26 protein-coding genes and 2 riboswitches are annotated in these 24,113 nt (G+C 62.9%); of the genes, 16 read left to right on the forward strand and 10 right to left on the reverse strand.

The features are described from left to right. Window positions 1-9 precede the first annotated feature (9 nt). The 13 genes from BUA69_RS19210 to BUA69_RS19270 all read left to right on the forward strand — a co-directional run bounded on the left by BUA69_RS19210 (window position 10) and on the right by BUA69_RS19270 (window position 12,195). Window positions 10-942 (forward strand): heme o synthase, encoded by a 933-nt coding sequence (locus BUA69_RS19210; RefSeq protein WP_046135511.1) that lies wholly within the window; start codon window positions 10-12, stop codon window positions 940-942. Beyond that, complete coding sequence (locus BUA69_RS19215; RefSeq protein WP_046135512.1) at window positions 939-1,121, forward strand: hypothetical protein; 183 nt, start codon at window positions 939-941, stop codon at window positions 1,119-1,121. Before BUA69_RS19210 ends, BUA69_RS19215 begins: the two co-directional genes overlap by 4 nt. Then, a complete protein-coding gene (locus tag BUA69_RS19220) occupies window positions 1,121-1,648 on the forward strand; it encodes a cytochrome c oxidase assembly protein (RefSeq protein ID WP_046135513.1) in 528 nt (175 codons plus the stop codon). The genes BUA69_RS19215 and BUA69_RS19220 overlap by 1 nt, the downstream gene beginning before the upstream one ends. A 2-nt stretch (window positions 1,649-1,650) precedes the next feature. Further along, window positions 1,651-2,487 (forward strand): cytochrome c oxidase subunit 3, encoded by an 837-nt coding sequence (locus BUA69_RS19225; protein WP_046135514.1) that lies wholly within the window; start codon window positions 1,651-1,653, stop codon window positions 2,485-2,487. 69 nt (window positions 2,488-2,556) lie between these two features. Then, the gene (locus BUA69_RS19230) at window positions 2,557-2,922 is read left to right on the forward strand and encodes a DUF983 domain-containing protein (RefSeq protein ID WP_046135515.1); all 366 of its coding nucleotides are present in this window, start codon (window positions 2,557-2,559) and stop codon (window positions 2,920-2,922) included. Beyond that, the gene (locus BUA69_RS19235) at window positions 2,919-3,686 is read left to right on the forward strand and encodes an SURF1 family protein (protein WP_052950579.1); all 768 of its coding nucleotides are present in this window, start codon (window positions 2,919-2,921) and stop codon (window positions 3,684-3,686) included. Before BUA69_RS19230 ends, BUA69_RS19235 begins: the two co-directional genes overlap by 4 nt. Window positions 3,687-3,765: 79 nt before the next feature. Continuing rightward, a complete protein-coding gene (thrC, locus tag BUA69_RS19240) occupies window positions 3,766-5,157 on the forward strand; it encodes a threonine synthase (protein ID WP_046135516.1) in 1,392 nt (463 codons plus the stop codon). A 53-nt stretch (window positions 5,158-5,210) separates the two neighbouring features. After that, the gene (locus BUA69_RS19245; RefSeq protein ID WP_046135517.1) at window positions 5,211-6,473 is read left to right on the forward strand and encodes a M16 family metallopeptidase; all 1,263 of its coding nucleotides are present in this window, start codon (window positions 5,211-5,213) and stop codon (window positions 6,471-6,473) included. Window positions 6,474-6,489: 16 nt separating this feature from the next. Continuing rightward, window positions 6,490-7,095, forward strand: a complete 606-nt coding sequence (locus BUA69_RS19250; RefSeq protein WP_046135518.1) for a GNAT family N-acetyltransferase — start codon at window positions 6,490-6,492, stop codon at window positions 7,093-7,095. Between the two features lie 45 nt (window positions 7,096-7,140). Continuing rightward, the gene (locus BUA69_RS19255; protein ID WP_046135519.1) at window positions 7,141-7,809 is read left to right on the forward strand and encodes a GntR family transcriptional regulator; all 669 of its coding nucleotides are present in this window, start codon (window positions 7,141-7,143) and stop codon (window positions 7,807-7,809) included. A gap of 328 nt (window positions 7,810-8,137) precedes the next feature. Beyond that, entirely contained in the window at window positions 8,138-8,707 is a 570-nt protein-coding gene (locus BUA69_RS19260) for a biotin transporter BioY (protein ID WP_046135520.1), read from the forward strand. Then, window positions 8,704-9,144 carry a DUF1284 domain-containing protein gene (locus BUA69_RS19265; RefSeq protein ID WP_046135521.1) on the forward strand — a complete coding sequence of 147 codons (441 nt, stop codon included), beginning with the start codon at window positions 8,704-8,706 and terminating at the stop codon, window positions 9,142-9,144. The genes BUA69_RS19260 and BUA69_RS19265 overlap by 4 nt, the downstream gene beginning before the upstream one ends. 171 nt (window positions 9,145-9,315) lie before the next feature. Next, the gene (locus tag BUA69_RS19270) at window positions 9,316-12,195 is read left to right on the forward strand and encodes an EAL domain-containing protein (protein WP_046135522.1); all 2,880 of its coding nucleotides are present in this window, start codon (window positions 9,316-9,318) and stop codon (window positions 12,193-12,195) included. A gap of 174 nt (window positions 12,196-12,369) precedes the next feature. On the opposite strand, the gene BUA69_RS19275 is transcribed toward BUA69_RS19270, so the two are convergent. Continuing rightward, window positions 12,370-12,945 (reverse strand): YqgE/AlgH family protein, encoded by a 576-nt coding sequence (locus BUA69_RS19275; protein WP_046135523.1) that lies wholly within the window; start codon window positions 12,943-12,945, stop codon window positions 12,370-12,372. Window positions 12,946-13,172: 227 nt separating this feature from the next. Between BUA69_RS19275 and BUA69_RS19280 the strand changes: the two genes are divergently transcribed. The 3 genes from BUA69_RS19280 (at window position 13,173) to BUA69_RS19290 (ending at window position 15,251) form a co-directional block, all read left to right on the forward strand. Beyond that, window positions 13,173-13,886: a protein-disulfide reductase DsbD domain-containing protein gene (locus tag BUA69_RS19280; RefSeq protein ID WP_160300131.1), complete on the forward strand. Its 714-nt coding sequence runs from the start codon at window positions 13,173-13,175 to the stop codon at window positions 13,884-13,886. 163 nt (window positions 13,887-14,049) lie between these two features. Beyond that, the gene (locus BUA69_RS19285; protein ID WP_046135525.1) at window positions 14,050-14,553 is read left to right on the forward strand and encodes a peroxiredoxin family protein; all 504 of its coding nucleotides are present in this window, start codon (window positions 14,050-14,052) and stop codon (window positions 14,551-14,553) included. A gap of 92 nt (window positions 14,554-14,645) precedes the next feature. After that, window positions 14,646-15,251, forward strand: a complete 606-nt coding sequence (locus BUA69_RS19290) for a hypothetical protein (RefSeq protein WP_046135526.1) — start codon at window positions 14,646-14,648, stop codon at window positions 15,249-15,251. Window positions 15,252-15,444: 193 nt separating this feature from the next. On the opposite strand, the gene gcvPB is transcribed toward BUA69_RS19290, so the two are convergent. From gcvPB to BUA69_RS19335, 9 genes are all read right to left on the reverse strand, one after another. Next, a complete protein-coding gene (gene gcvPB / locus BUA69_RS19295) occupies window positions 15,445-16,998 on the reverse strand; it encodes an aminomethyl-transferring glycine dehydrogenase subunit GcvPB (protein ID WP_046135527.1) in 1,554 nt (517 codons plus the stop codon). Beyond that, complete coding sequence (gene gcvPA, locus BUA69_RS19300) at window positions 16,995-18,338, reverse strand: aminomethyl-transferring glycine dehydrogenase subunit GcvPA (RefSeq protein WP_046135528.1); 1,344 nt, start codon at window positions 18,336-18,338, stop codon at window positions 16,995-16,997. The genes gcvPB and gcvPA overlap by 4 nt, the downstream gene beginning before the upstream one ends. 138 nt (window positions 18,339-18,476) lie before the next feature. Further along, the gene (gene gcvH, locus BUA69_RS19305) at window positions 18,477-18,842 is read right to left on the reverse strand and encodes a glycine cleavage system protein GcvH (RefSeq protein WP_046135529.1); all 366 of its coding nucleotides are present in this window, start codon (window positions 18,840-18,842) and stop codon (window positions 18,477-18,479) included. Window positions 18,843-18,856: 14 nt separating this feature from the next. After that, a complete protein-coding gene (gene gcvT, locus BUA69_RS19310) occupies window positions 18,857-20,020 on the reverse strand; it encodes a glycine cleavage system aminomethyltransferase GcvT (RefSeq protein WP_046135530.1) in 1,164 nt (387 codons plus the stop codon). Between the two features lie 53 nt (window positions 20,021-20,073). Then, window positions 20,074-20,181: riboswitch (glycine riboswitch) on the reverse strand. Between the two features lie 38 nt (window positions 20,182-20,219). Next, window positions 20,220-20,307, reverse strand: a riboswitch (glycine riboswitch). 125 nt (window positions 20,308-20,432) lie between these two features. Then, window positions 20,433-20,918 carry a F0F1 ATP synthase subunit B family protein gene (locus BUA69_RS19315; RefSeq protein WP_046135531.1) on the reverse strand — a complete coding sequence of 162 codons (486 nt, stop codon included), beginning with the start codon at window positions 20,916-20,918 and terminating at the stop codon, window positions 20,433-20,435. A 5-nt stretch (window positions 20,919-20,923) separates the two neighbouring features. After that, on the reverse strand, window positions 20,924-21,547 hold the full coding sequence (locus BUA69_RS19320; protein ID WP_072866641.1) for a F0F1 ATP synthase subunit B: 624 nt from the start codon (window positions 21,545-21,547) through the stop codon (window positions 20,924-20,926). A gap of 101 nt (window positions 21,548-21,648) precedes the next feature. Further along, a complete protein-coding gene (locus tag BUA69_RS19325; protein WP_046135533.1) occupies window positions 21,649-21,876 on the reverse strand; it encodes a F0F1 ATP synthase subunit C in 228 nt (75 codons plus the stop codon). Between the two features lie 71 nt (window positions 21,877-21,947). Then, window positions 21,948-22,724 carry a F0F1 ATP synthase subunit A gene (locus tag BUA69_RS19330; protein WP_201777460.1) on the reverse strand — a complete coding sequence of 259 codons (777 nt, stop codon included), beginning with the start codon at window positions 22,722-22,724 and terminating at the stop codon, window positions 21,948-21,950. A 28-nt stretch (window positions 22,725-22,752) separates the two neighbouring features. Then, window positions 22,753-23,145 carry an AtpZ/AtpI family protein gene (locus BUA69_RS19335; RefSeq protein ID WP_046135534.1) on the reverse strand — a complete coding sequence of 131 codons (393 nt, stop codon included), beginning with the start codon at window positions 23,143-23,145 and terminating at the stop codon, window positions 22,753-22,755. Window positions 23,146-24,113: the final 968 nt, after the last annotated feature.

A 24,113-nucleotide genomic window follows, 5' to 3' on the forward strand; every position in this document is an offset into this window, starting at 1 on the left:
GCGAGGCCCGTGGCTTATCTCGGCGACACCAAAATCAATCCGGCAGTGACGGGTGAAGCGCGCGTGGGGGACTACCTCGCGCTGCTCAAGCCCAGCGTCATGTCGCTTGTGGTGTTTACGGCCTTTGTCGGCCTCGTCGTGGCGCCCGGTACGATCAATCCGATCCTGGCTGTCATCGCCGTGTTTGCCATCGCCGTCGGCGGTGGCGCTTCGGGCGCGCTCAACATGTGGTACGATAGCGATATCGACGCCATCATGAGCCGCACCGCCAATCGTCCGATCCCGGCCGGTCGCATCTCCCGCGAACAGGCGCTGGTCTTTGGCCTCGTCCTCTCGGTTTGCTCGGTCACCCTGCTGGGCCTGGCCACCAACTGGGTTGCCGGCGGACTGCTGGCCTTCACCATCTTCTTTTATGCGGTGATCTACACCATCTGGCTCAAGCGCCGGACACCGCAGAACATCGTCATTGGCGGTGCTGCCGGGGCTTTTCCGACCATGGTCGGCTGGGCCGCAGTGACGGGCGATATTTCGCTGGTCAGCTGCGCCATGTTCCTCATCGTTTTCCTCTGGACCCCGCCACATTTCTGGGCCCTGGCGCTCTACAAGCAGAGCGACTACAGCGCTGCCGGCGTGCCGATGATGCCCAATGTGGCCGGCGAAAAGTCGACCCGCGTGCAGATCCTGGTCTATTCGGTGCTGTTGGCCGCCTCGACCCTGCTGCCGAGCCTGCTTGGCTTTTCGGGCTGGCTCTATACTGCCGCTGCAGTCGTCACTGGCCTGTCCTTCATCTATCTCGCGTGGAAGCTTCAGCGTGCCGAGGATGGCGCGCCGATGCGCCGCGCGGCCCGCACGCTCTTCACCTTTTCGCTGAGCTATCTCTTCATCGTCTTTTTCGCGCTGCTGACCGACAATCTCCTAGTGCGGTTTGGAGGCTTCCTATGAGCGCACCTGACGAAATCCGCAGTGTCGAACTCGACACACCCGAAGTCGCTGCTGCCCGCGCCAAGGCGCGTCGCGGTCGCTCGATCGGCCTGGCGGTCGCTCTGGCCGGTTTTTCGGTGATCTTTTACGTTCTGACCATCATCAAGATGGGTCCAGGCCTGTTTGATCGGGCACTCTGATGGCCTCCAACAAGCGTGTCGGCATCATCTGCGCCAGCGTCGTCTTCGGCATGGTCGGGCTCGCCTATGCCTCCGTGCCGCTCTATGCCCTGTTCTGCCAGGTCACCGGCTATGGTGGCACGCCGAGCAGGGCCGACGATAATCCCAAGGGTGTCATCGCACGCGAAATGACCGTGCGCTTCGACTCCAATGTCGACCATTCGCTGCAGTGGACCGTTACCCCCGCAGCAACCATCACCGACAAGATCGGCGCGGTCGATACGGTGAATTATGTGGCGACCAATCATTCCGACAAGCCGATGACCGGCATGGCGGTATTCAACGTCTCTCCGGAGCGCGCTGGCTACTACTTCAACAAGATCGAATGCTTCTGCTTTACCGAGCAGACGCTGCAGCCCGGTGAAACCGTGGAAATGCCGATCGTCTTTTTTGTGGACCCTGATCTCGCTGAGAACAAGGACCTCAACACCATCAAAGAGATAACGCTCTCTTATACTTTCTACGCTTCAGACAATGAGGGAAGCTGAACATGGCCGCCATTGCCAAGAACCATGACTACCATCTCGTAAATCCCAGTCCCTGGCCCTTTGTCGGTTCTGTTGCGACCTTCGTTCTGGCGCTGGGCGGCATTGCCTGGATGCATAACTGGACGCCGTGGCTGTTCTTCATCGGCCTCGCTGGCGTGCTCTACACCATGTATGCGTGGTGGTCCGATGTGATCGCCGAAGCCAATAATGGCGTTGATCACACCCCGGTGGTGCAGATGCATCACCGCTACGGGATGCTGCTGTTCATCGCTTCGGAAGTGATGTTCTTCGTTGCCTGGTTCTGGGCGTATTTCGACGGTTTCTTCCGCTTCGATGACGTCGAACAGGCCACTCGTGTCATCGCCACCGGTGGTCACTGGCCGCCGCTGGGTGTGGAACTCTTCGACCCGTTCCACCTGCCGCTGTTCAATACGCTGATCCTGCTGACCTCGGGCACCACCGTGACCTGGGCGCACCATGCGCTGCTCAACAATGACCGTCAGGGTCTCAAGTGGGGCCTGATCCTGACCATCGCGCTGGGCGCGCTGTTCTCGGCCGTGCAGATCCTGGAATATACCGAAGCTGGTTTCTCGTTCTCGGGTAACCTCTACGGCGCCACCTTCTTCATGGCGACGGGCTTCCATGGCTTCCACGTCTTCATCGGCACCATCTTCCTGCTGGTCTGCCTGATCCGGGCCCAGCGCGGCGATTTCACGCCGGAACGTCACCTGGGCTTCGAATTTGCCGCCTGGTACTGGCATTTCGTCGACGTGGTCTGGCTGTTTCTGTTCGCCTCGGTCTATGTCTGGGGTAGCTGGGGCGTGGCGCTGAACCACTAGCGCCAACCCGGCCAAGCATTTACGGGGCGCGGCACACGCCGCGCCCCGATTTCATTTTGAGGGTCAGCAATGACGCCAGTTCAGCCACCTGCCTCGGCCCTTGTCACGGGCCTGCTCTGCCGCTGCCCCAATTGCGGGCAGGGCAAGCTGTTCAAGGGCTATCTCAAGGTGGCAGAGAGCTGCGCGATCTGCGGCCTTGATCTCAAATTTGCCGATAGCGGCGATGGCCCGGCGATCTTCGTGATCTTCCTCGTCAGCCCGATCATCATCATTCTGGCGCTGATCGTCGGCGCCGTGTTCAACCCGCCGCCCTATGTGCATCTGATGCTGTGGATCCCGGCGACCATCGTGCTGTCGCTGGCGCTGCTGCCCCCGTTCAAGGGCGTGCTGGTGGCGCTGCAATACCGGCACGATGCCCATGAGGGTCACCAATGACCAGTCCCGCCGCCGAGCCGCGCCGTCCCAATCCGATCATGACCTGGACCTTTGCCATCATCATGGTGGTGCTGACCGGGGTGTTCATCTGGCTGGGGACCTGGCAGATGGAACGCTTGGCCGAGAAGGAAGCGCTGGTCGCAGCGGTCGCCGAGCGGATCGATACGCCCGCTGTGGCGCTGCCGGCGCAAGCCGAATGGGCGGGCTTCGATGCCGACGCCCACAATTTTGAAGCCGTCAGCCTGACCGGCACATTCCACCACGACCAGGCCATTGCCATCTTCACCAGCCTGGTTGACGGCAATGGCCCGGCATCGGGCCCCGGTTACTGGATCGTCACGCCCTTTGCGCTGGAAGGCGGTGGCTCGGTTTTCGTCAATCGTGGCTTCGTACCGCAGGCGGTGCAGCCCGATTTCATGAACGATCCCGCTGGCCCCCAAGGTGTGGTGACGATCACCGGCATGCTGCGGCCGCCTGAACATGCCGGGGCCTTTGTGCCCGAGGCCAATGCCCGCGATCGCATCGATTGGGTGCGCGACCCCCAGCGGCTAGGCGAGATGGTCGATCCGGCACTGGCGCCTTTCGCCCCATTCTATGTTGATTTGCCCGCCGGACCTGCGGGCACCTTGCCACAAGGCGGCGAGACGGTGATCAGCTTTCCCAATAACCATCTGGGCTATGCGCTGACCTGGTATGGTTTTGCCATCATCACCCCGATCATGCTGGCGGTGTGGTTGTGGCGGCCGGGTCGGCGGCGGCGCTGAGCGGGCACGTCCATCAAAACTTGCGGTTCAGCCGCGCTTTGACTAGGTTGCACTAATTCTAAAAGGGCACTTCCCCTCGATGCAGTTTGTTTCCACGCGTGGCCAGGCGCCGGCGCTCGGCTTCTCCGATGCGGTTCTGGCAGGTCTGGCCTCCGATGGGGGGCTCTATGTCCCCCAGAGCTGGCCGCAGGTCAGTCCCGACGAAATTGCCGGCTTCGCTGGCCGGGCCTATGCCGATGTCGCCTATGACATCATTTCGCGCTTTACCGGCGACGAGATCGCGCCCGATGCGCTCAAGGCCATCATCGACGGGGCCTATGCCGGCTTCCGGCATCCGTCCGTGGCGCCGCTGGTCGAACTGGAGCCGGGCCATTTCGTGCTCGAGCTGTTCCATGGGCCGACGCTGGCCTTCAAGGACGTCGCCATGCAGTTCCTCAGCCGGGTCATGGACCATGTGCTGACCGAACGGAACCTGCGCGCGACCATCGTTGGCGCCACCTCCGGCGATACCGGGTCTGCCGCGATCGAGGCCTTCAAGGGCCGCGACACCACCGACATTTTCATCCTGCATCCCTTGGGCCGTACCTCGGCCGTGCAGCGCCTGCAGATGACGACCGTGCTCGATGCCAATGTGCATAACATTGCGGTCGAAGGCACGTTTGACGATTGCCAGAACATCGTCAAAGCCATGTTCAACAATCATCGCTTCCGCGATGGCGTGCGCCTGTCGGGGGTCAATTCGATCAATTGGGGCCGGATCGTCGCCCAGATCGTCTATTACTTCACCGCCGCAGCCTCGCTGGGCAGCCCGCATCGCAAGGTGAGCTTTGCCGTGCCGACCGGCAATTTCGGCGACATCTTCGCCGGGTATTGCGCCAAGCGCATGGGCCTGCCGATCGAGCGGCTTATCGTCGCCACCAATGCCAATGACATCCTGCGCCGTGCCATCGACACTGGCCGCTACGAGATGGAAGGCGTGGCCCCCACCATCAGCCCGTCAATGGATATCCAGATCTCGTCCAATTTCGAGCGCCTGCTGTTTGACGCCGCGGGCCGCGATGCTGCTGCGGTCGTGCGCATGATGGATGGCCTCAAGCAGTCCGGCGGCTTTGCGCTGCCGGAGGCGGCTTTGGGCGCCATCCGCTCCGAGTTCTCTGCCGGCACGACCGGGGAGGCCGAGACGCGGGCGACGATTGCCACCACGCTCAAGAATTCGGGCTATCTGCTCGATCCCCATACCGCTGTCGGCGTGCATGTGGCCCGCGGCGCACTCGGCACCGTGCCGATGATCACACTGGCGACGGCGCATCCGGCCAAGTTTCCGGCGGCTGTGGCCGAGGCCTCTGGCATCGATCCGGCGCTGCCGGCCTGGCTGGCAGACCTGCATGACCGTGAAGAGCGCGTGACAGTGCTTGCCAATGATCAGGCAGCAGTTGAAGACTTCATCATGGCGCGCACCCGCGCCAGCTAGCACAAGACGAGGGGCCGGGCGGTCACTCGACCGCGGTGCCTGGGAGGAATGCGTTGAGCGTACGATCGACAACCCTCGACAACGGCATGGTGGTGCTGACCGACGACATGCCGCATCTGGAGAGCGCTTCGCTCGGGGTGTGGGTCAAGGCCGGCGCCCGCTCCGAACGTCGGGCCGAGCATGGCGTGTCGCATCTGCTCGAGCACATGGCCTTCAAAGGCACCAAGTCCCGTACAGCGCTGCAGATTGCCGAAGCAATCGAGAATGTCGGTGGTGATCTCAATGCCGCGACCTCGATCGAGCATACGGGCTATTTTGCCCGGGTGCTGAAGGACGATGTGGTCCTGGCGGCGGACATCCTGGCCGACATCCTGCAGAATTCGCAATTTGACGAGAATGAACTGGAGCGCGAGCAACAGGTCATTGTCCAGGAGATTGGCGCGGCGCGCGACAATCCCGATGATCATGTGTTCGACCTGTTCCAGGCGGCTGCATTTCCCGAGCAGCCCATCGGGCGCACCATTCTGGGGACCGTGGATTCGGTGCGCGATTTCAGCGCCGACACCATCCGCAAATACATGAACCGCAATTATGTGGGCGACCACATGGTGCTGGCCGCAGCCGGCAATATCGACCATGACGGGCTGGTCGAAGTCGCCCAGCAGCGTTTTGCCGAACTCAAGCCCAATGGCGCCCCGGCGCCGCAGCGGGCCGAGTACAGGGGCGGCGAAGAGCGGCTGGTCTCCGAGCACGAGCAGGCTCATATCGTCATCGGCTTTGAGGGCCGCGCCTATAATTCGGACGGGTTCTATGCCGCCCAGGTGCTGGCTTCGATCCTAGGCGGCGGCATGAGCTCGCGCCTGTTCCAGGAAGTGCGCGAAAAGCGCGGCCTCTGCTACTCCGTCTATTCGTTCCACTGGGCCTTTGCCGATAGCGGCGTGTTCGGTGTTGCCGCAGCGACGGGCGAGGACGAGGTGGGTGATCTGGTGCCGGTGGTGCTGGATGAACTCAAGCGCGCCACCGAGACCATTACCGACGAGGAAGTGATCCGGGTGCGTAACCAGATTCGCGCCGGGCTGCTGATGTCGCTGGAAAGCCCTTCGGCCCGCGCCGGCCAGTTGGCGCGCCAGCAGATTCTGTGGGGCCGGCCGATCCCGATGGCCGAGACAGTCGAGCGCATTGGCCGCATCACCGCCAAGCGCGTGCAGGAAGTGGCCGAGCAGATCTTCACCGCCGGCACCCCGACCTTGGCGGGAATCGGACCGATCGGCAACCTGGTCGATGCCGGGGCCATCGGCGACATGCTCAAGCGCTAAGACGGTTGATCTCACCATGCTTTGGCCCTGGTCCAGTTCGTCGCCGGTGATCGCGCTGCGCGGTGAGGGGCTGTTGTTGCGACCGCCGCAGATGAGCGACTATGACGAGTGGTACGCCCTGCGAAAGGCCAGCCAGGCGTTTCTCAAGCCGTTCGAGCCGCGCTGGACCGAGGCTGACCTGGCCCGGCGCGTGTTCTCGGTCCGGGTCAAGCGGGCGCGACAAGAGGCAGAGGAGGGGAGCGACTATTCGTTCTTCGTTTTCGCGACGCGTGGGCGCCAGAATGTGTTGGTCGGGGGCATTACCCTGTCCAATGTGCGGCGGCGGGCCGCCCAGTTCGTCAACCTCGGCTACTGGATGGGACAAGACTTCGCCGGGCAGGGGCTGATGACTGAAGCTGTGGGCACGGTGTTGCCTTTCGTCTTCGACACGCTCGACCTGCACCGCGTTCATGCGGCTTTCCTGCCCGGCAATACGCCATCGCGCCGGGTGCTGGAGAAGAATGGCTTTGTCGAAGAAGGCTTTGCCGAGAAGTACCTGCAGATCGACGGTCGCTGGGAGGACCATGTGCTGTTCGGGCTAACCAAGGAGCGCTACCAGGCGCATCGCTACGCCCGGCGCTGATCTTTGCCCTCGACAAGCCGGGGCGGCGCAAATTATCTATAAATCATGACCCAAGCCAAGGACGATACCATCGCCGTGCGGATCAGCAAGGTGTTGGCCGAGCGGATCATTGCTGGCGCGATCGAGCCCGGCGCGCGGCTGCGGCAGGATCATATAGCCAGTGAATTCGGCACCAGCCACGTGCCGGTGCGCGAAGCCTTTCGGCGGCTTGAAGCGCAGGGCCTGGCGATCAGTGAACCGCGCCGGGGTGTGCGGGTGGCGGCGTTCGATCTGGCCGAGGTCAAGGAAGTCGCCGAGATGCGCGCTTCGCTGGAAGTGCTGGCACTGCGCCATGCCGCGCCGCACCTGACCAAGGCGATACTCGACCTAGCCGAGGAGGCGACACGCGCCGGCGATAGATCCCGTGACGTGCATTCCTGGGAAGAGGCCAACCGCACCTTTCACCGCACCATCCTGGCGCCTTGCGGCATGCCGCGACTGCTGGCCACCATCGACGACCTGCATGCCGCCAGCGCTCGCTTCCTGTTCGCTGCCTGGCGTTCGGAGTGGGAGGCCCGCACGGACAAGGATCATCTGGCGATCCTTGTGGCGCTACGGCAGGGCAATATCGACGTGGCTCTGACCACGTTGGGTCGGCATGTGCAGTGGATTGGGCAAAAGCCCGTCCGCACTGCCGCCGGGACGACGCGCGAGGCATTTGCTATCGTCGGGTAGAGGTGCGGCTCCGGGCTCCCCTACTTACCGGCGCTCTCCGCTATCCCCTGTTCAACCACGGGGTCATTCCCGCGCAGGCGGGAATCCATTCTTGCTTGGTCGGATGAGCGGAGAGTGGATTCCCGCCTGCGCGGGAATGACTCCGCGATGAGTTTGGTGCGGTCGGGGACGCGGATGGATCGATGGATCGTGGGGTGAGGCGTATGGAGCGCACCCTGTCCCGAAGCCCAGACTGCGCAGGCCGCCGCCAATTGCTGCCATTGCCTCGGACACAAATTTTGAGTTTAATAGATGAGTCGTCAAAATTATCTATAATGTGCATTAGGATATGTCCGTGACCCAACCGCTGTCTTCAACTCCATCATTCAGTCCCCTCCGTCTGCAGCGCCGTTCGCTGGTCCGGCAGGCCGGCGCGGTCGTTCTTGGCACGCTGTTCCTGGCGCTGTCGTCCTATGTCGAGGTGCCGATGGTGCCCGTGCCAATGACCATGCAGACCCTGGCGGTAACGCTGGTGGGGGCGCTTTATGGCTGGCGGCTGGGCGCGATCACGATTGCCGCCTGGCTGATCCAAGGTGCGATCGGTTTGCCGGTGCTGTCGGGTGGTGCGGCTGGTGCTCACCACTTTGTCGGTCCGACGGCTGGTTATCTGTTTGCCTTCCCCGTGGCCGGCGCATTGGTTGGCTGGCTGGCCGAGCGTGGCTGGAACGGCAAGCGCGTGGTGCTGGCATTTGTGTCCATGCTGGCGGGTAATCTGGTCTGTCTCGCGGTCGGTGGCGCCTGGCTGGCAATCATGATCGGCGCCGAGGCGGCGTTCATGAGCGGCGTGGCGCCGTTTCTGGTTGGCGCGGTATTGAAATCGGCTCTCGGTGCCGCCGCACTCAAGGCGCTGGCGCGTTGACCCTGCGCCTGCGCGCTCACCATTTGCTCTGCATGCTGACCTATGTCGGCAAGGGCTACACGCCAGCCTTCACAGCCAATTACGACGTGATGATCCGGCGGCTCAATGGTGGCGAGGATATCCTTTTGGTGGATGGCCCCGATGATATCTGCGCGCCCCTGCTTGTCGAGGCCGATCCCCATTGCTGGCGCGATAGCGTCATCGAGCGGGATCGGCATGCGCTCCAAGCTTTGACCCAACTGCTGGCGCGGCCCCTCCGCGCCGGCACCTGCATTGTGCTGGATAGCCATCACCTTGCGATCATGCGCGCCGCTTTTGCGAGCGGCGAGACCCGCACGGCCTGTGGCGGCTGCGAATGGGCCGGGCTTTGCACAACTATTGCCGGCAACGACTTTGGCGGTGCCCGGCTGCAGATCGCCACGGCCGACGGGCCCTAGACTACGCAGTGTTGCTAATGGGCAACAGTGCGTGGTGCTTGTGGCATGCCCCAATCCCCGCTACCAAAGAGCGCTCCCGCCAAGAGGATGCTGCGTCGGTCACTGCCTGAATTCAGGAATTGTGCCGACTACTGCCATATTGAAGCCTACCGCAGGATATAATCGCCCCTGATGCGTCATCTCTATGCACTTGCGATGTGTTTTGCGCTCGCCCTCGCGGCCGTTGCACCCGCCCCAGCCTTTGAAGTCATTTCGGTCCCCGAAGACGTCAACGCGGTCAATTTATCCGACGTGATCGAAATCACGCCCGGAGCAAAAGGCAGCGTTCAGCTTTCCACCGCACCGGGCGAAGACGGCATCATCCGCCGGATCGAAGTGCTGGCCTCCGAGGCCGGCACAGCTCCCAGCTGGGCCCTGTTTGCGTTGCGCAACGAGAGCGACCAGCAGATCGAGCGCCTTCTGGTGGCGCCGTTCTTCCGCTTGCCGGGCTCGGGGGTGTTCAACCCCGATCTGGGCAATGACCGCATCAAGGCGCTGACGCCCAGCGCCGGCATCCGCCCGGTACGCCTCGCCGACAGCGAGGCCGACGTCTTTGAGGTGACCCTCGATCCCGGCGCCACGGTGACCTTCGTCGCCGAACTGGTTTCCGACCAGCTGCCCGAGCTGTACCTGTGGCAGCCCAATGCCTATCGCGACTATGTGAACTCGTTCACACTGTTCCGCGGCGTGGTGCTGGGCGTGGCTTCGCTGGCGGCCGTGTTCCTGACCATCATGTTCGTGGTCAAGGGCAGGGGCGTGTTCCCGGCAACGGCGGCCTTTGCCTGGGCGGTGCTGATTTACCTGCTGATCGATTTCGGCGTGATGGGGCGCCTGCTGGGTATTTCCAGTGGCGGCATGCAGCCGCTGCGGGCCGCGGCGGAGGCGGGCATTGCCACGACCCTAGCGGGCTTCCTGTTTATCTATCTCAACCTGCATCGATGGCATCTGCGCTTCATTCATCTGGCGCTGGGACTCGCCGTGCTGTTCCTGGCGCTGTTTGCCTTTGCCTTCTTCCAGCCCGCCATTGCTGCCACCATTGCGCGCATGGTGCTGGCGCTTTTGGGCATTTCCGGCTTCTTCCTGATCCTGTTGCTGGCGCTGCGTGGCTATGACCGTGCGGTGCTGCTGGTGCCGACCTGGATCATCATCATCGCCTGGCTGTTCTATTCCTGGCTGGTGGTGACGGGGCAGGTGTCCAATGACGTGGCGCAGCCGGCCGTCGCTGGTGGCCTGGTGCTGGCGGTGATGCTGTTGGGCTTTACGGCGGTGCAGCACGCCTTCTCCGAGGGGCAGGTCTCCATCGGCACCTTGAGCGAAGTCGAGCGCCGGGCCCTGGCGCTGACCGGCTCGGGTGATTTTGTCTTCGACTGGAATATCGAGCGTGACCGCGTTTCGGTCAGCGACGAGCTGGCGACGCGGCTGGGCGAGAAGCGCGGTGCATTGCGCGGCGCCATCAAGCGCTGGCTTGATCGCGTGCATCCTGATGACCGCGACCGTTTCCGCACGGCGTTTGATACGCTGGTGGAGCTGCGTCGGGGCAAGGTGTCTTCGGACATGCGCATTGCCAGCCATGACGGTAGCTATCGCAGCTTCCGCATGCGGGTGAAGCCGGTGCTGGGTGGCGATGGTCAGGTCAACCGCATCGTTGGCACGCTGCAGGACGTTACCGAAGACCGCGCGGCCCGCGAACGCCTGCTGCATGACGCGGTGCATGACAGCCTGACCGGCCTGCCCAATCGGCAGCTGTTCCTCGACCGGCTTGAGCGCGCTTTGGTGCGCGCCCGCACGCCGGGCGGCACCAAGCCGGCCGTGTTCCTGATCGATATCGACCGCTTCATGGAGCTCGAAGAGCGCATTGGTCACTCGGCTGCTGACTCGGTGCTGCTGGCGGTGTCGCGCCGCATTGCCCGCATCATGCGCCCGCTCGATACCGTGGCGCGCATCACCGGCGATCAGTTCGCCGTGATCCTGGCGTCCGAACAGGCGGCCGGCAAGATCGCCGAAACTGCCGAGCAGATTCGCAAGGCGCTCAAGGCGCCGTTCAATTTCGGCGACCGCGACCTGACCCTGTCGGCCTCGATTGGCGTCACCATCTATGACAGCAACCCGGCCAGCGCCGCCGATGTGCTGCGCGATGCCGAACTGGCCATGTATTATGCCAAGCGCCTGGGCGGCGACCGTATCGAAGCCTATCGCGCTTCGGCCCGCTCGATCTCCGCCTATAACCGCGCCAGCGAGGAAGATCTCGAACGCGGCATGAAGCAGGGCGAGCTGCATGTGCAGTTCCAGCCGGTGACCGATATCCAGACCGGCCTGATTACCGGGGCCGAAGCGCTGATGCGCTGGAACCACCCGACCCGCGGCGTGGTCAATCCCGATGAATTCGTGCCGCTGGCCGAGCGCTCCGGACAGATCGAGAAGCTGGGCCGTCTGGCATTTGAACAGGCCGCCGCACAGGCCCGCGACTGGATGACGACGCTGCCATTGCCCGAGGATTTCTTCATCTCGGTCAACTTGTCGCCCACCCAGCTGGCGACGGAAACGCTGCTCAACGATATGCGCGTGCTGGTCAGCCAGCACAAGGACCTGGCCAAGCACCTCAAGCTTGAAATCACCGAGAGCCAGGTGATGACCAATCCCGAGCATTCCGCCTATATGCTGGAAGCGCTGCGCAGTCTTGGCCTGGGGCTGGCACTCGACGATTTCGGGACGGGGCACTCGTCACTGAGCTACCTGCACCGGTTCCCGTTCGACACGATCAAGATCCCGGCGGCCTTCGTGAAGATTTCCGATGCCAATGGCATGTCCCACACCCAGGCGCCGATCATCAAGGCCGTGGTGGCGCTGGCTGCCGATCTCGACCTGATGGTGATTGCCGAGGGCGTCGAGACCCTCGACGAGATTGAACGCCTGCGTCAGCTCAATTGCCGTTATGCGCAGGGCTTTGCCTTTGGCGCGGCGATGACGGGGCCGGAACTGCACAAGAAGCTGACGGCGCAGCTGGTTCGGTAAGCTGGCGTTGCTCTTCGCCCACGGCTTGATCCGTGGACGGCTCCGCTATTTCCAGATCAAACTAGGCCACCCCACCCACCAGGTCATTCCCGCGCAGGCGGGAATGACGCCGTGGTTGTGGAGCGCATGGAGGAGACGGGGGAGAGCAGTTCTAGGGTGGGACGCGAGCCCCCCCTACGCCCGGCCGGCTTCGGGGCTGAGGCTGGCGCGGGTGATGTGCAATTCGCCAAGCGCCGCGTCGTAGCGCTCCTGGACGGGAGTTTCGAACAGCAGCCGATACGAGAATGGTACGGTCAGCCAGCCGTTTTCGGCGAGCTCGACCTCAAGTTGCCCCGGACCCCAGTTGCAGCAGCCAAGGGCGAAGAAGGTTGCCTTGGGGGCAGGGCCGAAGGCCATGGCCTTGAGCACTTCCAGGGTCGCAGTCAGCGAGATTTCATTGGCCACCGGATAGGTGTTGCCGCTCTCGAAATCACGCGAATGCAGCACGAAGCCTCGCCCGCGCTCCATGGGGCCGCCGCGCATCACCACCCGGTCGCGAATGCTGTCTGGCAGGCGGATGACGGCGTCTGGGTCGCCAAGATCAAGCTCATCGAGAATATCGGCAAAGCGCATGTTCTCGATCTCGTCATTGACCACCAGTCCCATGGCGCCCTCATCGCTATGGCCAATAAGGAAGATGACGCTCTGCATAAAGCGTTCATCGGCCATGTCGGGCATGGCCACCAGGAATTGTCCTTCGAGCGATATCATGGGCTTATGATATGCGCTGGGGCGGGCTGTGCCAAGCGCGCCAAGATCACGCAGGCGTTGTGCGACTTCACGAAGCCATGATGGGCCGTCAGCTATTCCTTCATGGGTTCGTGCGCTATTGGCATGCCATGCGAAATCTCATTGTCTTCTCCCTCCTGTGTGCATTAGTCGCTGCGCCCGTCGCGGCCGGCGAAACTCCATGGCAGGAGGTGGCCCCCGGGGTCACCATGCGGCTGCTCAGTTCCGGGGTCGTCAAGGCGGATGGCACCAGCCTGATCGGGCTCGAGGTCAATATGCCCGCCGATACCAAGACCTATTGGCGGGTGCCGGGCGATACGGGCATTCCCACCGAGCTCAGCTTCACCGGCTCCACCGGCGTCGGCGGTCACCAGATCCTGTGGCCCTATCCCATGCGCGATGAAACCGAAGACTATCTCGACTATGTCTATTACGGGCCGACGCTGTTGCCGATCGAGCTGCGCGTCGATGACGCCGCCGCCCGGATCGAGGTTTCGGTGGTGATGGGTGTATGTTCGGATATCTGCATTCCTGCGCAGGCCGAGTTTTCCATGCCGGTCGCCGAGGGTGGCAAGGACATGCCAAACGCGCTGCGCATCAAGCAGGCCGCGGCCTTGGCGCCGATTCAGTGGGAGGGCGAGGAACCGCCAATCGGCGACGTCGAGTTCCGCCCCCACGACAATGCCCTGGCAGTTTGGGTCGCTGACCCCGGCATTGATCCGGCATCGCTGATCGCGGCGATGGCGGATGGCGATCTGGCTTTTGGCACGCCGCAAAAAAGCCCGGAACCAAACCTAGTGCTGATCCCGCTTCTCGGCAAAGTCGCGGATGGCGAACTGGACAGCAGGCCGGTTCAGCTGACATTCATTACCGATATGGGAGCATTCGAAATTACGCGTACCCTGGGTGGAGAGCAGGATTGATCTGGCGGGGCGAATTGACGCCAAATGACTGCCGGGTCGAGAAAATAGACTGCGCGGGAGCTGGGCGCCATGCCTTGCATGTAGGCGAAAAGCCGCATATCCCGATGGGCAGAGAAATTTCTGGGGCAATCATTGCCCCGTCATTATTGGGGCATTTCTACATATGATCGAAAGCGGTAGTCCGATCCCGTCCGTACGGGGCAAGCTTGTTGGTGCCGACGGCGCCATCGATATCACGAGCGATGCAGTGCTGGGCACCGGCACCGTGGTGTTCTTTTCGGTTCCCGGCGCGTTCACACCGACCTGCCACGTCAATCACCTGCCGGGCTTCGTCGCCAATGCCGCCAAGTTGCGCGCTGCCGGGGTCGACCGTATCGTTTGCGCCTCCGTCAACGACCATCACGTGATGAAAGCCTGGGCCGAAGCCTCCAATGGGCTTGGCGAGATCGACTTCATCGCCGACGGCAACGGCGAGCTGGCTGATGCGCTGGGCCTTGCCAGGGACTTCTCCGAATTCGGCATGGGCAAGCGCTTTGCTCGCGCCTCGATCCTGTTCCGCGACGGAAAGGCTGCTGCGGTCTTTGCCGAGGACGGTCCCGGCGTGACGGCCAGCGGTGCTCCGGCCATGCTCATGGCGCTCGAGGCCGGCACGCCGCAGCTTGCCTGATCGAAAGATTTGGCAAGGATGACAATCGGGGGCTGCATTTTGATGCAATTGGCGTCAATAGAGCTCAAAGTGTACGCGTAGGAGACAGACCGATGACCAACCCACTCCCGACGATGGCCAATGGGCTTGTCCTGCGCGTGCTCGCTGCCACTGCGACTGCTGCGGTGCTGGCGGGTTGCTCGATGGGCGGCATGTTCGGTGGCGGCGCTGCGCCGGCCGCCAATGCCAATCTGGCCAATGCCAGCCCCACGCCTGCGGCCATGGCGCAGGCCCAGACCAACGCCTTGCCGGCCATCGCCACCACCTGCCCGCCGATCAAGATTAGGGCCGGTACCGAGGCGATGTATTACTATGGCAATGGCAGGGTCGGCGATGCGCGCGCCCTGAACTACCAGGCGGTGATCGATGAAAGCTCACGCAATTGCGTGGTTTCCAATGGCCTGATCACCGTCCAGATGGGCGTGGTTGGGCGCGTCCTGCTTGGCCCTTCGGGCAAACAAAGCTCGGTCACCGTGCCTGTCCGCTTCGCGGTCGAGCGCGATGGCCAGGCGATCTTCTCGGAAAAATACTCGATCCCCGTCGCCCTGACGCCGCCGGCCCAGTCGGCCGAATTCGTCAAGGTCGTCGACAATGTCGCCATCCCCTATCTGGGTGGTGAGGAGATCACCATCTGGGTCGGCTTCGACACCAAGAGCTAGGACACTGGCGCTTTGAAATTGCAAAGGCCCGTGGAGTGATCCGCGGGCCTTTTTGATTCTTGGGGATCGAAGTACCCCCTCCTGGCCTCCCCCTGTCCAGGGGGAGGGACAGATTGCGGTTGGGGCGAAATGGTGCACCAACGCCAAAGGGGTTCCTCCCCCTGTCCAGGGGGAGGTTAGGTGGGGGCGTCGCTTACTCAGCAGCCTTCGGCAGCGCGTCTGGGCGTTCCCATTTCAGGATCGGCGAACGGGCAGCCCGGGTTTCGTCGAGACGGCGGCGCGGGGCCTTGAGGGGAGCCGCAGTGAAGCGGTCCTTGTTGCCGGCCTTGGCATCAATCGCCAGTTCTTCCATCACGTCGCAGAAGCGGTCGAGGGTCTGCTTGCTCTCGCTCTCGGTCGGCTCGATCAGCATGGCGCCATGCACCACCAGCGGGAAGTACATGGTCATCGGGTGGAAGCCCTCGTCGATCAGCGCCTTGGCGAAATCGAGCGTGGTAACGCCGGTGCCCGCGAGGAAACTGTCATCGAACAGGGCTTCGTGCATGGTCGGGTAGTCGCCGAACGGCACCGAGAAGGCATGCTGGAGCCGCGCCTTGATGTAATTGGCGTTGAGCACCGCATCCTCTGCCGCCTGGGCCAGGCCGTCGCCGCCATGGCTGAGCATATAGGTGAGGGCGCGCACATACATGCCCATCTGGCCCTGGAAGGCGGTGATCCGGCCTAGGGCTTCGCCCTCGGCATGCTCGACCAGTTCCAGCCCATCGGCGGTCTTGCGCACGAACGGCACCGGCGCGAAGGGCGCCAGCGCAGCCGAGAGCACGACCGGACCGGCACCGGGGCCGCCGCCGCCATGGGGCGTCGAGAAGGTCTTGTGCAGGTTGATATGCATGGCGTCGATGCCGAGATCGCCCGGGCGGACAACGCCCATGATGGCGTTGAAATTGGCGCCGTCGCAATAGAAGAACGCCCCGGCCTGATGCACGGCCTCGGCAATCTCGATCACCTGCGGCTCGAACAGGCCGCAGGTATTGGGATTGGTCAGCATGATCGCGGCGACGTCGGGCGATAGCGCATCCTTGACCGCCTGCACATCGACAGTGCCATCGTCACGGGCCGGGATCGGCTTGACGGTATAGCCGAGGAAGGCAGCCGTGGCCGGATTGGTGCCATGAGCGCTTTCGGGAACCAGCACGATATTGCGATGGCTCTGGCCGGCTGCGTCCTGCGCCGCCTTGATCGCCATCATGCCGAGCAGCTCGCCATGGGCGCCAGCCTTGGGCGTCAGCGCCACGGCCGCGGTATTGGTGAGCGTCATCAGCCAATGGCTCAGCTGGTTCATCAACTCCAACGCGCCCTGCACGGTCGAGACCGGCTGCAGCGGGTGGATATCGGCGAAGCCAGGCAGGCGGGCCATCTTCTCGTTGAGGCGCGGATTGTGCTTCATCGTGCACGACCCCAGCGGATACATGCCGCTATCGATCGAGTGGTTGAGGCGGCTGAGGCGCACGTAATGGCGCATTGCCTCGGGCTCGGTCAGGCCAGCCAGATCGAGCGGCATTTTACGCTCGAAGCCGCCGAGACGACTTCCCGAGATGGTAACGTCAGGCAGATCGACGCCGGAATGCTCGGTGTCGCCGATTTCGAACAGCAACGGCTCATTGGGGAGCAATGCGGAGCCCGAAGTCGAGGCGAAGCCGGAGCCGACATTGCCGATGCCCGAGGGGCGACCCTGATTGTTCATGCTCATTGCAGTTCCTCCGAAAGGGCGGCGCAGAGCGCGGCAATGTCGGCATCGGTGGTGAGTTCGGTGGCGGCGAGCACGATCAGGTTGGTGACATCGGGATCATCCGGCTCCAGCCGGCTGACGGGCACGCCGCCCAGAATGCCGCGCTGGGCCAGCGCTTCGATGACGCCGGCGGCAGGCTTGCCGACGCGGATGGTCATCTCGTTGAAGAAGGTCTTGTTGAGCAGTTCAACGCCAGCGACCTTGCCCAGCGCATCGGCCAGGGCCGAGGCGCGTTCATGGTTGAGACGGGCAAGGCGGGTGAACCCGGCTTCGCCCAGCAGCGCCATGTGGATGGAGAACGCCAGGGCGCAGAGCCCCGAATTGGTGCAGATGTTGGACGTCGCCTTTTCGCGGCGAATATGCTGCTCGCGGGTGGAGAGCGTCAGCACGAAGCCGCGCTGGCCATCGGCATCGACGGTTTCGCCACAGACGCGGCCGGGCATCTGACGGATGAATTCCTTGCGGGTTGCCATCAGGCCGAGATAGGGGCCGCCAAAGTTCAACGCATTGCCGATGGACTGGCCTTCAGCCACCACGATATCGGCGCCATAGGCACCCGGCGCTTCGAGCAGGCCGAGCGACACGATCTCGGTGATCACCACGATCAGCAGCGCGCCCTTGGCATGGGCGGCATCGGCGGCGGTCTTGAGATTGCGCAAATGGCCGTAGAAGTCGGGGGTCTGGATGACGATGGCAGCGGTCTGCTCGTCGATATGGTCGAGAATGTCGCCCTGGCCCTCGGGAGAGGCCGAGAGGCATTCGAGATCGGCGTCGTCCTTGAGATAGGCCTTCACCACATCGCGGTAATGCGGGTGCAGGCCACCCGACAGCACGATCTTGTTGCGGCGGGTGAGGCGGCGGGCCATCAGCACGGCTTCGGCAGTGCCGGTCGAACCGTCATAAAGGCTGGCATTGGCCACATCCATGCCGGTGAGCTTGGCCACCTGGGTCTGGAATTCGAACAGCATCTGCAGGGTGCCCTGCGAGATTTCCGGCTGATACGGCGTATAGGCGGTGAGCCATTCCGAACGCTGGATCAGGTGATCGACGCTCGCGGGCACATGGTGGCGATAGGCGCCGGCGCCGACGAAGAACGGACCATCGCCGCCCGAATGGTTCTTGGCCGACAGCGCCCGCATATGGGCTTCGACCAGGAATTCCGGGCTATGGGCCGGCAGGCCGAGATCGAAGGTCTTGAGTGCGCGCGTGGGCACGGCGCTGAACAGCGCCTCGACCGAGGTCGCGCCGATGACGCCGAGCATTTCAGCGCGTTCGGCATCGGAATGGGGGAGGTAACGCATGGGAGGGTTTCCGGTGTTTGGAACAGAACCCCTCCCTGGCCCTCCCGCAAGGGGGAAGGTGACATCGCGGTCGTGGCGCTATCGGCCAGTTCCACATGGTTCACCCTCCCCCTTGCGGGGGAAGGGAGGGGGACCTTCTTACTTCGTCAGGTCGGCATAGGCCGCGTCATCGAGCAGGGCGTCGAGCTCGGCGGTGTCGGCGATGGCGATCTTGTAGATCCAGCCGGTGCTGTCGGGCGCCTGGTTGATCAGGCCGGGCTCGCCACCAAGGGCTTCATTGACCTCGGTGACAGTGCCGGCGACTGGCGCGTAGATCTCGGAGGCGGCCTTGACCGATTCCACCACGGCAGCTTCGTCGCCCTTCTTGAGCACCTTGCCGATTGCCGGCAGCTCGACAAAGACGATGTCGCCCAGCTGTTCCTGGGCATATTGGGTGATGCCGACAATGCCGGTCGAACCCTCGACGCGGATATATTCGTGGTCCGGGGTGTACTTGGTGGTCATGGTTGATCCCTCAACTAGATCTTGGCTTTACGGAAATAACGATGGGGCACGAAGGGCATAGCGACCACCTCGGCCGTCTGGGAGCGGCCGCGCACGGCAACCTGCAGCTTGCCGCCAATGGCGGCATGCACTGGCGGTACGAAGCCCATGGCGATGGCCTTGCCCAGCGATGGCGCGAAGCCGCCGCTGGTGACGACACCAATGACCGTGCCGTCGGCATCAAGGATGTCGGCACCTTCACGGGCTGGTGCGCCTTCAACCAACATGCCGATGCGGACGCGGGACAGCTCGCCACCATGCTCCCCAAGGATGCGGGTGGCACCGGGGAAGTCGGCAGCCTCGCGGCGGCGCTTGGAGACGGCGAAGCCAAGACCGGCTTCGATGGGCGAAATGGTTTCGTTGAGGTCATGCCCATAGAGCGGCAGACCGGCTTCAAGGCGGAGGCTATCGCGGGCGCCGAGACCGATCGGCTTGACCCGGTCATCGGCGAGCAGCGCATCCCAGACCTGATTGGCGACATCGGCCGAGGCGAGGATTTCAAAGCCGTCTTCGCCGGTATAGCCGGCGCGGGCGATGATTAGCTTGGTGCCGTTCCAGTCGAAGGCGCCATAGGTCATGAAGCCGAGATCGGCCGCGGCGGGCGCCAGCTGCGCGATGACATTGACCGCTTCGGGACCCTGAAGGGCGAGCAGGGCGCCGTCATCGGCGCGGGTCAGCTTGGCCTTGTCGCCTGCCGCCCTGGCAATGATGGCGAAGTCGTTTTCCTTGGTGCCGGCATTGACCACGATATAGAGCGAACCGGGGACCAGCGGCGAACGGGCGATCATCAGGTCGTCAATGGCGCCGCCGGTCTCGTTGAGCAGCAGGGTGTAGCGCACCTGGCCGGGCTTGAGGCTCCTGATGTCGCCGCAGATCAGCGGTTCGACCAGTGCAGCCACGGCAGCGTGGTCGGCTTCGGCGTCACCGCTTGGATTGGTGAGGGTCAGGAAGCTGGGACCCATATGGGAGACGTCGAACAGACCCGCCTGTTCGCGGGTCCATTTATGCTCGGCCATGATCCCGGCGGGATATTGCACGGGCAGCGAATAGCCCCCGAATGGCACCATGCGGCCGCCAGCGGCGACGTGGCGGTCGTAGAGCGGCGTAGTCTTGAGGGCTTCGGCTGACTGTTCGGCCATAAACTCATCCCGGAAATGAAGCGACACGATTACACCCGCCTTGCGGCGAATTCCGTGCCCCCTCTGTCCTCGACACCTGAGAGATTTCCCGAGCCGCAAGGGTCGGTTGCTCCTTCGGTGGGACCATGCAGCGTGCTGGTCCGCTTTCCAGAGTTTTATGCTGAGCTGGCCCGGATAGTGCGACGACCGTAGTCCAGGGGCTCGGACTGCGGTCCGTTTGCCTGAGAGTTTCCGGGGCGGTTGCTCCTTCGGCGCTGGAGAAAACCAGTCTCTCCCGCAGTCGAGCGCACCATGGTGGAGATTCAGCAGGGCGTCAATCGGGGGCTGGTGCGGGGCACAGGGATTTGTGTGGCCGCCAAATGAAAAAGGCGGACCTTGCGGCCCGCCTTTGAATTCTCAGTATCGGCTGAACTTAGTTCAGGCGGGAGCTGACGTCACCGATGGCCTTGTCGACGACCTGGCCGCCCTTGCGGTTCATTTCGTCGGTGAGCACGACCCGGGCTGCCTCGATGGCAACATCGGCGGAGCGGGCCCGAACTTCGGCGATTGCCTGCGATTCGGCCTGGGCGATCTTGTCTTCGACGGCCTTGGTGCGCCGCACCACCATGTCGGCGAGAGCAGTCTTGGCCTCGGCGGTCATGCGGGTGGCTTCGTCCTTGGCGGCGGCGATGATGCTTTCGGCTTCCGATTCAGCGGCGACGCGCTTCTTCTCGTATTCCACCAGCAGTTCTGCAGCTTCTTCGCGCAGGCGCTTGGCGGCTTCGAGATCGTCGGCGATCTGCTTGATCTTGCCGTCGAGCATCTTGCCGATGATCTTGGGCACGCCGAAATACGCCATGATGGCGAGGAAGAGGACGAGCGCGACGGTGGCGTAGAAGCTGTTGTCGAGGAAATCCATCGGCTCTACTCCTTCGAGACCTTGGCGACGGCAGCGCGAACGCTGTCGGCGGACACATCGCCAACCAGCTGGCTGACAACGGTCTGGGCGGTTTCGGTGGCGATCTCATCAACATGGGTCAAGGCTTCAGCCTTGGTCTTGCCGATGCGCGCTTCCGCTTCGGCTACCTTGGCAGAGAGGTCGGTTTCGACCGCAGTGCGCTTGGCAGCAATATCAGCCTGGATGGCGTCACGGCTCTCATTGGCAATGCCCTGAGCCTTGGCCTTGGCAGCAGCCAGGGCGGCCTCATAGGCAGCAATGGCAGCGTCTGTCTTCTGCCGGCTGGCATCGGCTGCCGCGAGATCGGCATCGATACGGGCCTTGCGGTCGTCGAGAATGCCACCAATGCGGGGCAGGGCGATCTTGCTCATCAGTACGTAGAGCACGCCGAAAGTGATCGCCAGCCACAGGAGCTGGCTGGGGAATGTCGACGGATCGAATGGAGGGAACACGTCAGAAGCGTGCGCGCCACCATCAGCCTCGGTGGTGGCGTGAGTACCAGCAGTAGGATCGGCGTGGGTCGCGTCGACAGGTGCGTCGTGCGTTACGGCCGGTGTTGCCGCCTCTTGGGCGAAAGCTTGCGTTACCATCAGATGAGGTCCCGTTTGATCCGGTCAGGCCGGCGGATGCCGGACAATAGAGAGCAGCCGGGACGTGCCCCGGCTGCGGAATATCGTCGTCGTCGTGGCTATTAGACCACGAACAGCAGGATCAGGGCGACCAGGAACGAGAAGATGCCCAGAGCTTCGGTCACGGCGAAACCGAAAATCAGGTTACCGAACTGGCTCGGAGCAGCCGACGGATTGCGCAGGGCACCCGACAGGAAGTTGCCGAAGATGTTGGCCACGCCAATGGCAGCACCGGCCATACCGAAACAAGCAATACCGGCACCGATGTACTTTGCGGCTTCAGCTTCCATTTGTAGTTCCTTTCAAAGCGAATAATCGCGGGGTTTTCTGGCGGAAAATCCCGCCGTGACTGGTATTTAGATCAATGCGACGGATGGATCGCATCGTTGAGGTACATGCAGGTCAGAACCGCAAAGACATAGGCCTGAACCGCACCGACAAGGAATTCGAGCCCGGTGAGCGCGACACCCATAATCAACGGCAGCGCCGACCCAAGAATGCCCAGGAAACCGAGGGAGCTCATGGTGACGATGAAGCCGGTGAAGACTTTGAGCGTGATGTGACCGGCCAGGATATTGCCGAACAGACGCACGGAAAGGCTGATCGGACGCGAGAGGAACGAAATGATCTCGATCGGCGTCACGATGGGAAGGATGTAGCCGGGAACACCAGCTGGGACGAACAGCTTCATGAACTTCGGCCCGTTCTTGTAGAAGCCGTAGACAATGACCGTCAGGAACACCAGCATCGACAGCGCGAAGGTGACGATGATGTGGCTGGTGACGGTGAAGAAGTAGGGCACCATGCCCCACATGTTCGCCACGAAGATAAAGGTGAACAGGCTGAACACCAGCGGGAAGAACTTCATGCCTTCCTTGCCGGCCGAACTGCGGACCATGCCGGCCACGAACTCATAGGTGAGCTCGCTCAGCAATTGCATCCGCCCCGGAATGACCTTTTTGCCGCCTGTCGTCAGGATCAGGAACAGCGAAATCGCGGCCACGGTCAAAACCATGAACAGCGATGAATTGGTGAAGGCAAAGTGGACACCACTTCCCTCTGTGCCGTCGCCACCGACGGTAAACAGCGGGAACATGTCCTCGATGACAAACTGGTGGATCGGATCAGTACCGGCCAAGATGCAGCCCCTTGCTCGTCGTCATCAACTATTTATCCCGCTCTTCGTCTTCCGCGTCGGGTCCAAGGTCGGATCCCTTCGGGGCAGGCGATGCGGCGTTCATTTCCGCCACCACTCGGATGACGTTGAGTATTCCAGCAGCGAAGCCCACCATAAGAAGGATGAGCATGCCCCAGGGGCTGGTCCCCAGGCCAAGGTCGATCAGGTATCCAATACCTGCACCAACCAGGATTGCGGCAATGAACTCGGTGCCAATGCGCATACCGCGCGCCAGACCGGTCATGTCGCGGGAGGCATCCTTCGAGGCTCTGTTGTCCTCGATATCGCGTTCCCTCTTGGCCAGGGCGATGCGCGATGCAAGATCGTGCGTCACCCCGCGGGCACTATGTTCCGGCTCATTGGCACCTTGCGGTTTCTTCATCCGCGCGCTCCCTCTGGCCGGTCCTCCCGTTGCGTTCCGGGGCACCCTATTAAGTCGCGCGCAACATAGTGGTGGGTCCCCGGAGTGTCAAGATAACCCCGGCGCTCCTAAGGCATTGAGTAACAATGCATTTTCACTGCGGCACAGGGGTGCGGCATGCTGTCCACACGCGATGATGGCGAAGTGGGGGCAGGGGCGGGGAGATTCTCGGTCAACTTGACGTGCGCAAGTGCCGCCAGACGCGGTTTCGACATGCCGGGCACTTCGGCCCGCTTGCTGCGGGGATGGCGAGGCTTTTGCCCCGAGCGGGTAGTCCGCAATGAAATGAGGCAAGAGCCTCGCCATCGCGCCGGTATTTTTTGTGGGACCGAACCAGGGGCGGCGGTTTTTCAGCCGATACTGACGGTGTCGCCCACCGGGACAGGACGACCCCAACCCCACCGGCATTCCCCGCACCGACCGTTCGTCGCGACCGCGCAGTAGAAGTGCGGGAATGGGGGTGAGTATGCGGGAGGTGTGGAAGGAGGGGGATAAGTTTTGTGGGGGATGTTGGTGTTTGTGGAGGCACACCCCGCACGCTCTCGCCTCGCGACAACCGCAGCACCCCCACCCTGGCCCTCCCCTCAAGGGGGAGGGGACGCAGACTGAGGGGGCGGTTTTGGGGGAGACCGACGCGGTGCCGCCGCACACACGGCGTCACCCCGGCGAAAGCCGGGGCCCAGTTTGGGGATGTGGCAAAGGAAACTGGATCCCGGTTTTCACCGGGATGACGGCGTTGAGGGCCTGGTTTGGTGACCCCGCCCTCACAAGGGGGAGGGGCCGGCCGACGGATTGATGACGAATTTGCAGTCCTCTCCCTCCCCCTTGAGGGGCTTCCAAGCGGCCCGGAGGGACAAATCGCTCCAGTGGAGCGATTTGAGCGCGGAAGGCCATGAGAGCTATGCTCGAATGGCTGGTCAGGGTGGGGG

This window comes from Devosia limi DSM 17137, assembly GCF_900128975.1.
In the GTDB taxonomy this organism is placed as follows: Bacteria; Pseudomonadota; Alphaproteobacteria; order Rhizobiales; family Devosiaceae; genus Devosia; species Devosia limi.

What these genes read in the sequence shown, in the direction of transcription:
- BUA69_RS19215 (WP_046135512.1), top strand. Translation starts at nt 939, where the DNA reads ATGAGCGCACCTGACGAAATCCGCAGTGTCGAACTCGACACACCCGAA.
- BUA69_RS19220 (WP_046135513.1), top strand. Translation starts at nt 1,121, where the DNA reads ATGGCCTCCAACAAGCGTGTCGGCATCATCTGCGCCAGCGTCGTCTTC.
- BUA69_RS19225 (WP_046135514.1), top strand. Translation starts at nt 1,651, where the DNA reads ATGGCCGCCATTGCCAAGAACCATGACTACCATCTCGTAAATCCCAGT.
- BUA69_RS19230 (WP_046135515.1), top strand. Translation starts at nt 2,557, where the DNA reads ATGACGCCAGTTCAGCCACCTGCCTCGGCCCTTGTCACGGGCCTGCTC.
- BUA69_RS19235 (WP_052950579.1), top strand. Translation starts at nt 2,919, where the DNA reads ATGACCAGTCCCGCCGCCGAGCCGCGCCGTCCCAATCCGATCATGACC.
- thrC (WP_046135516.1), top strand. Translation starts at nt 3,766, where the DNA reads ATGCAGTTTGTTTCCACGCGTGGCCAGGCGCCGGCGCTCGGCTTCTCC.
- BUA69_RS19250 (WP_046135518.1), top strand. Translation starts at nt 6,490, where the DNA reads ATGCTTTGGCCCTGGTCCAGTTCGTCGCCGGTGATCGCGCTGCGCGGT.
- BUA69_RS19255 (WP_046135519.1), top strand. Translation starts at nt 7,141, where the DNA reads ATGACCCAAGCCAAGGACGATACCATCGCCGTGCGGATCAGCAAGGTG.
- BUA69_RS19260 (WP_046135520.1), top strand. Translation starts at nt 8,138, where the DNA reads ATGTCCGTGACCCAACCGCTGTCTTCAACTCCATCATTCAGTCCCCTC.
- BUA69_RS19270 (WP_046135522.1), top strand. Translation starts at nt 9,316, where the DNA reads ATGCGTCATCTCTATGCACTTGCGATGTGTTTTGCGCTCGCCCTCGCG.
- BUA69_RS19275 (WP_046135523.1), bottom strand. Translation starts at nt 12,945, where the DNA reads ATGATATCGCTCGAAGGACAATTCCTGGTGGCCATGCCCGACATGGCC.
- BUA69_RS19280 (WP_160300131.1), top strand. Translation starts at nt 13,173, where the DNA reads ATGCGGCTGCTCAGTTCCGGGGTCGTCAAGGCGGATGGCACCAGCCTG.
- BUA69_RS19285 (WP_046135525.1), top strand. Translation starts at nt 14,050, where the DNA reads ATGATCGAAAGCGGTAGTCCGATCCCGTCCGTACGGGGCAAGCTTGTT.
- BUA69_RS19290 (WP_046135526.1), top strand. Translation starts at nt 14,646, where the DNA reads ATGACCAACCCACTCCCGACGATGGCCAATGGGCTTGTCCTGCGCGTG.
- gcvPB (WP_046135527.1), bottom strand. Translation starts at nt 16,998, where the DNA reads ATGAGCATGAACAATCAGGGTCGCCCCTCGGGCATCGGCAATGTCGGC.
- gcvPA (WP_046135528.1), bottom strand. Translation starts at nt 18,338, where the DNA reads ATGCGTTACCTCCCCCATTCCGATGCCGAACGCGCTGAAATGCTCGGC.
- gcvH (WP_046135529.1), bottom strand. Translation starts at nt 18,842, where the DNA reads ATGACCACCAAGTACACCCCGGACCACGAATATATCCGCGTCGAGGGT.
- gcvT (WP_046135530.1), bottom strand. Translation starts at nt 20,020, where the DNA reads ATGGCCGAACAGTCAGCCGAAGCCCTCAAGACTACGCCGCTCTACGAC.
- BUA69_RS19315 (WP_046135531.1), bottom strand. Translation starts at nt 20,918, where the DNA reads ATGGATTTCCTCGACAACAGCTTCTACGCCACCGTCGCGCTCGTCCTC.
- BUA69_RS19320 (WP_072866641.1), bottom strand. Translation starts at nt 21,547, where the DNA reads ATGGTAACGCAAGCTTTCGCCCAAGAGGCGGCAACACCGGCCGTAACG.
- BUA69_RS19325 (WP_046135533.1), bottom strand. Translation starts at nt 21,876, where the DNA reads ATGGAAGCTGAAGCCGCAAAGTACATCGGTGCCGGTATTGCTTGTTTC.
- BUA69_RS19335 (WP_046135534.1), bottom strand. Translation starts at nt 23,145, where the DNA reads ATGAAGAAACCGCAAGGTGCCAATGAGCCGGAACATAGTGCCCGCGGG.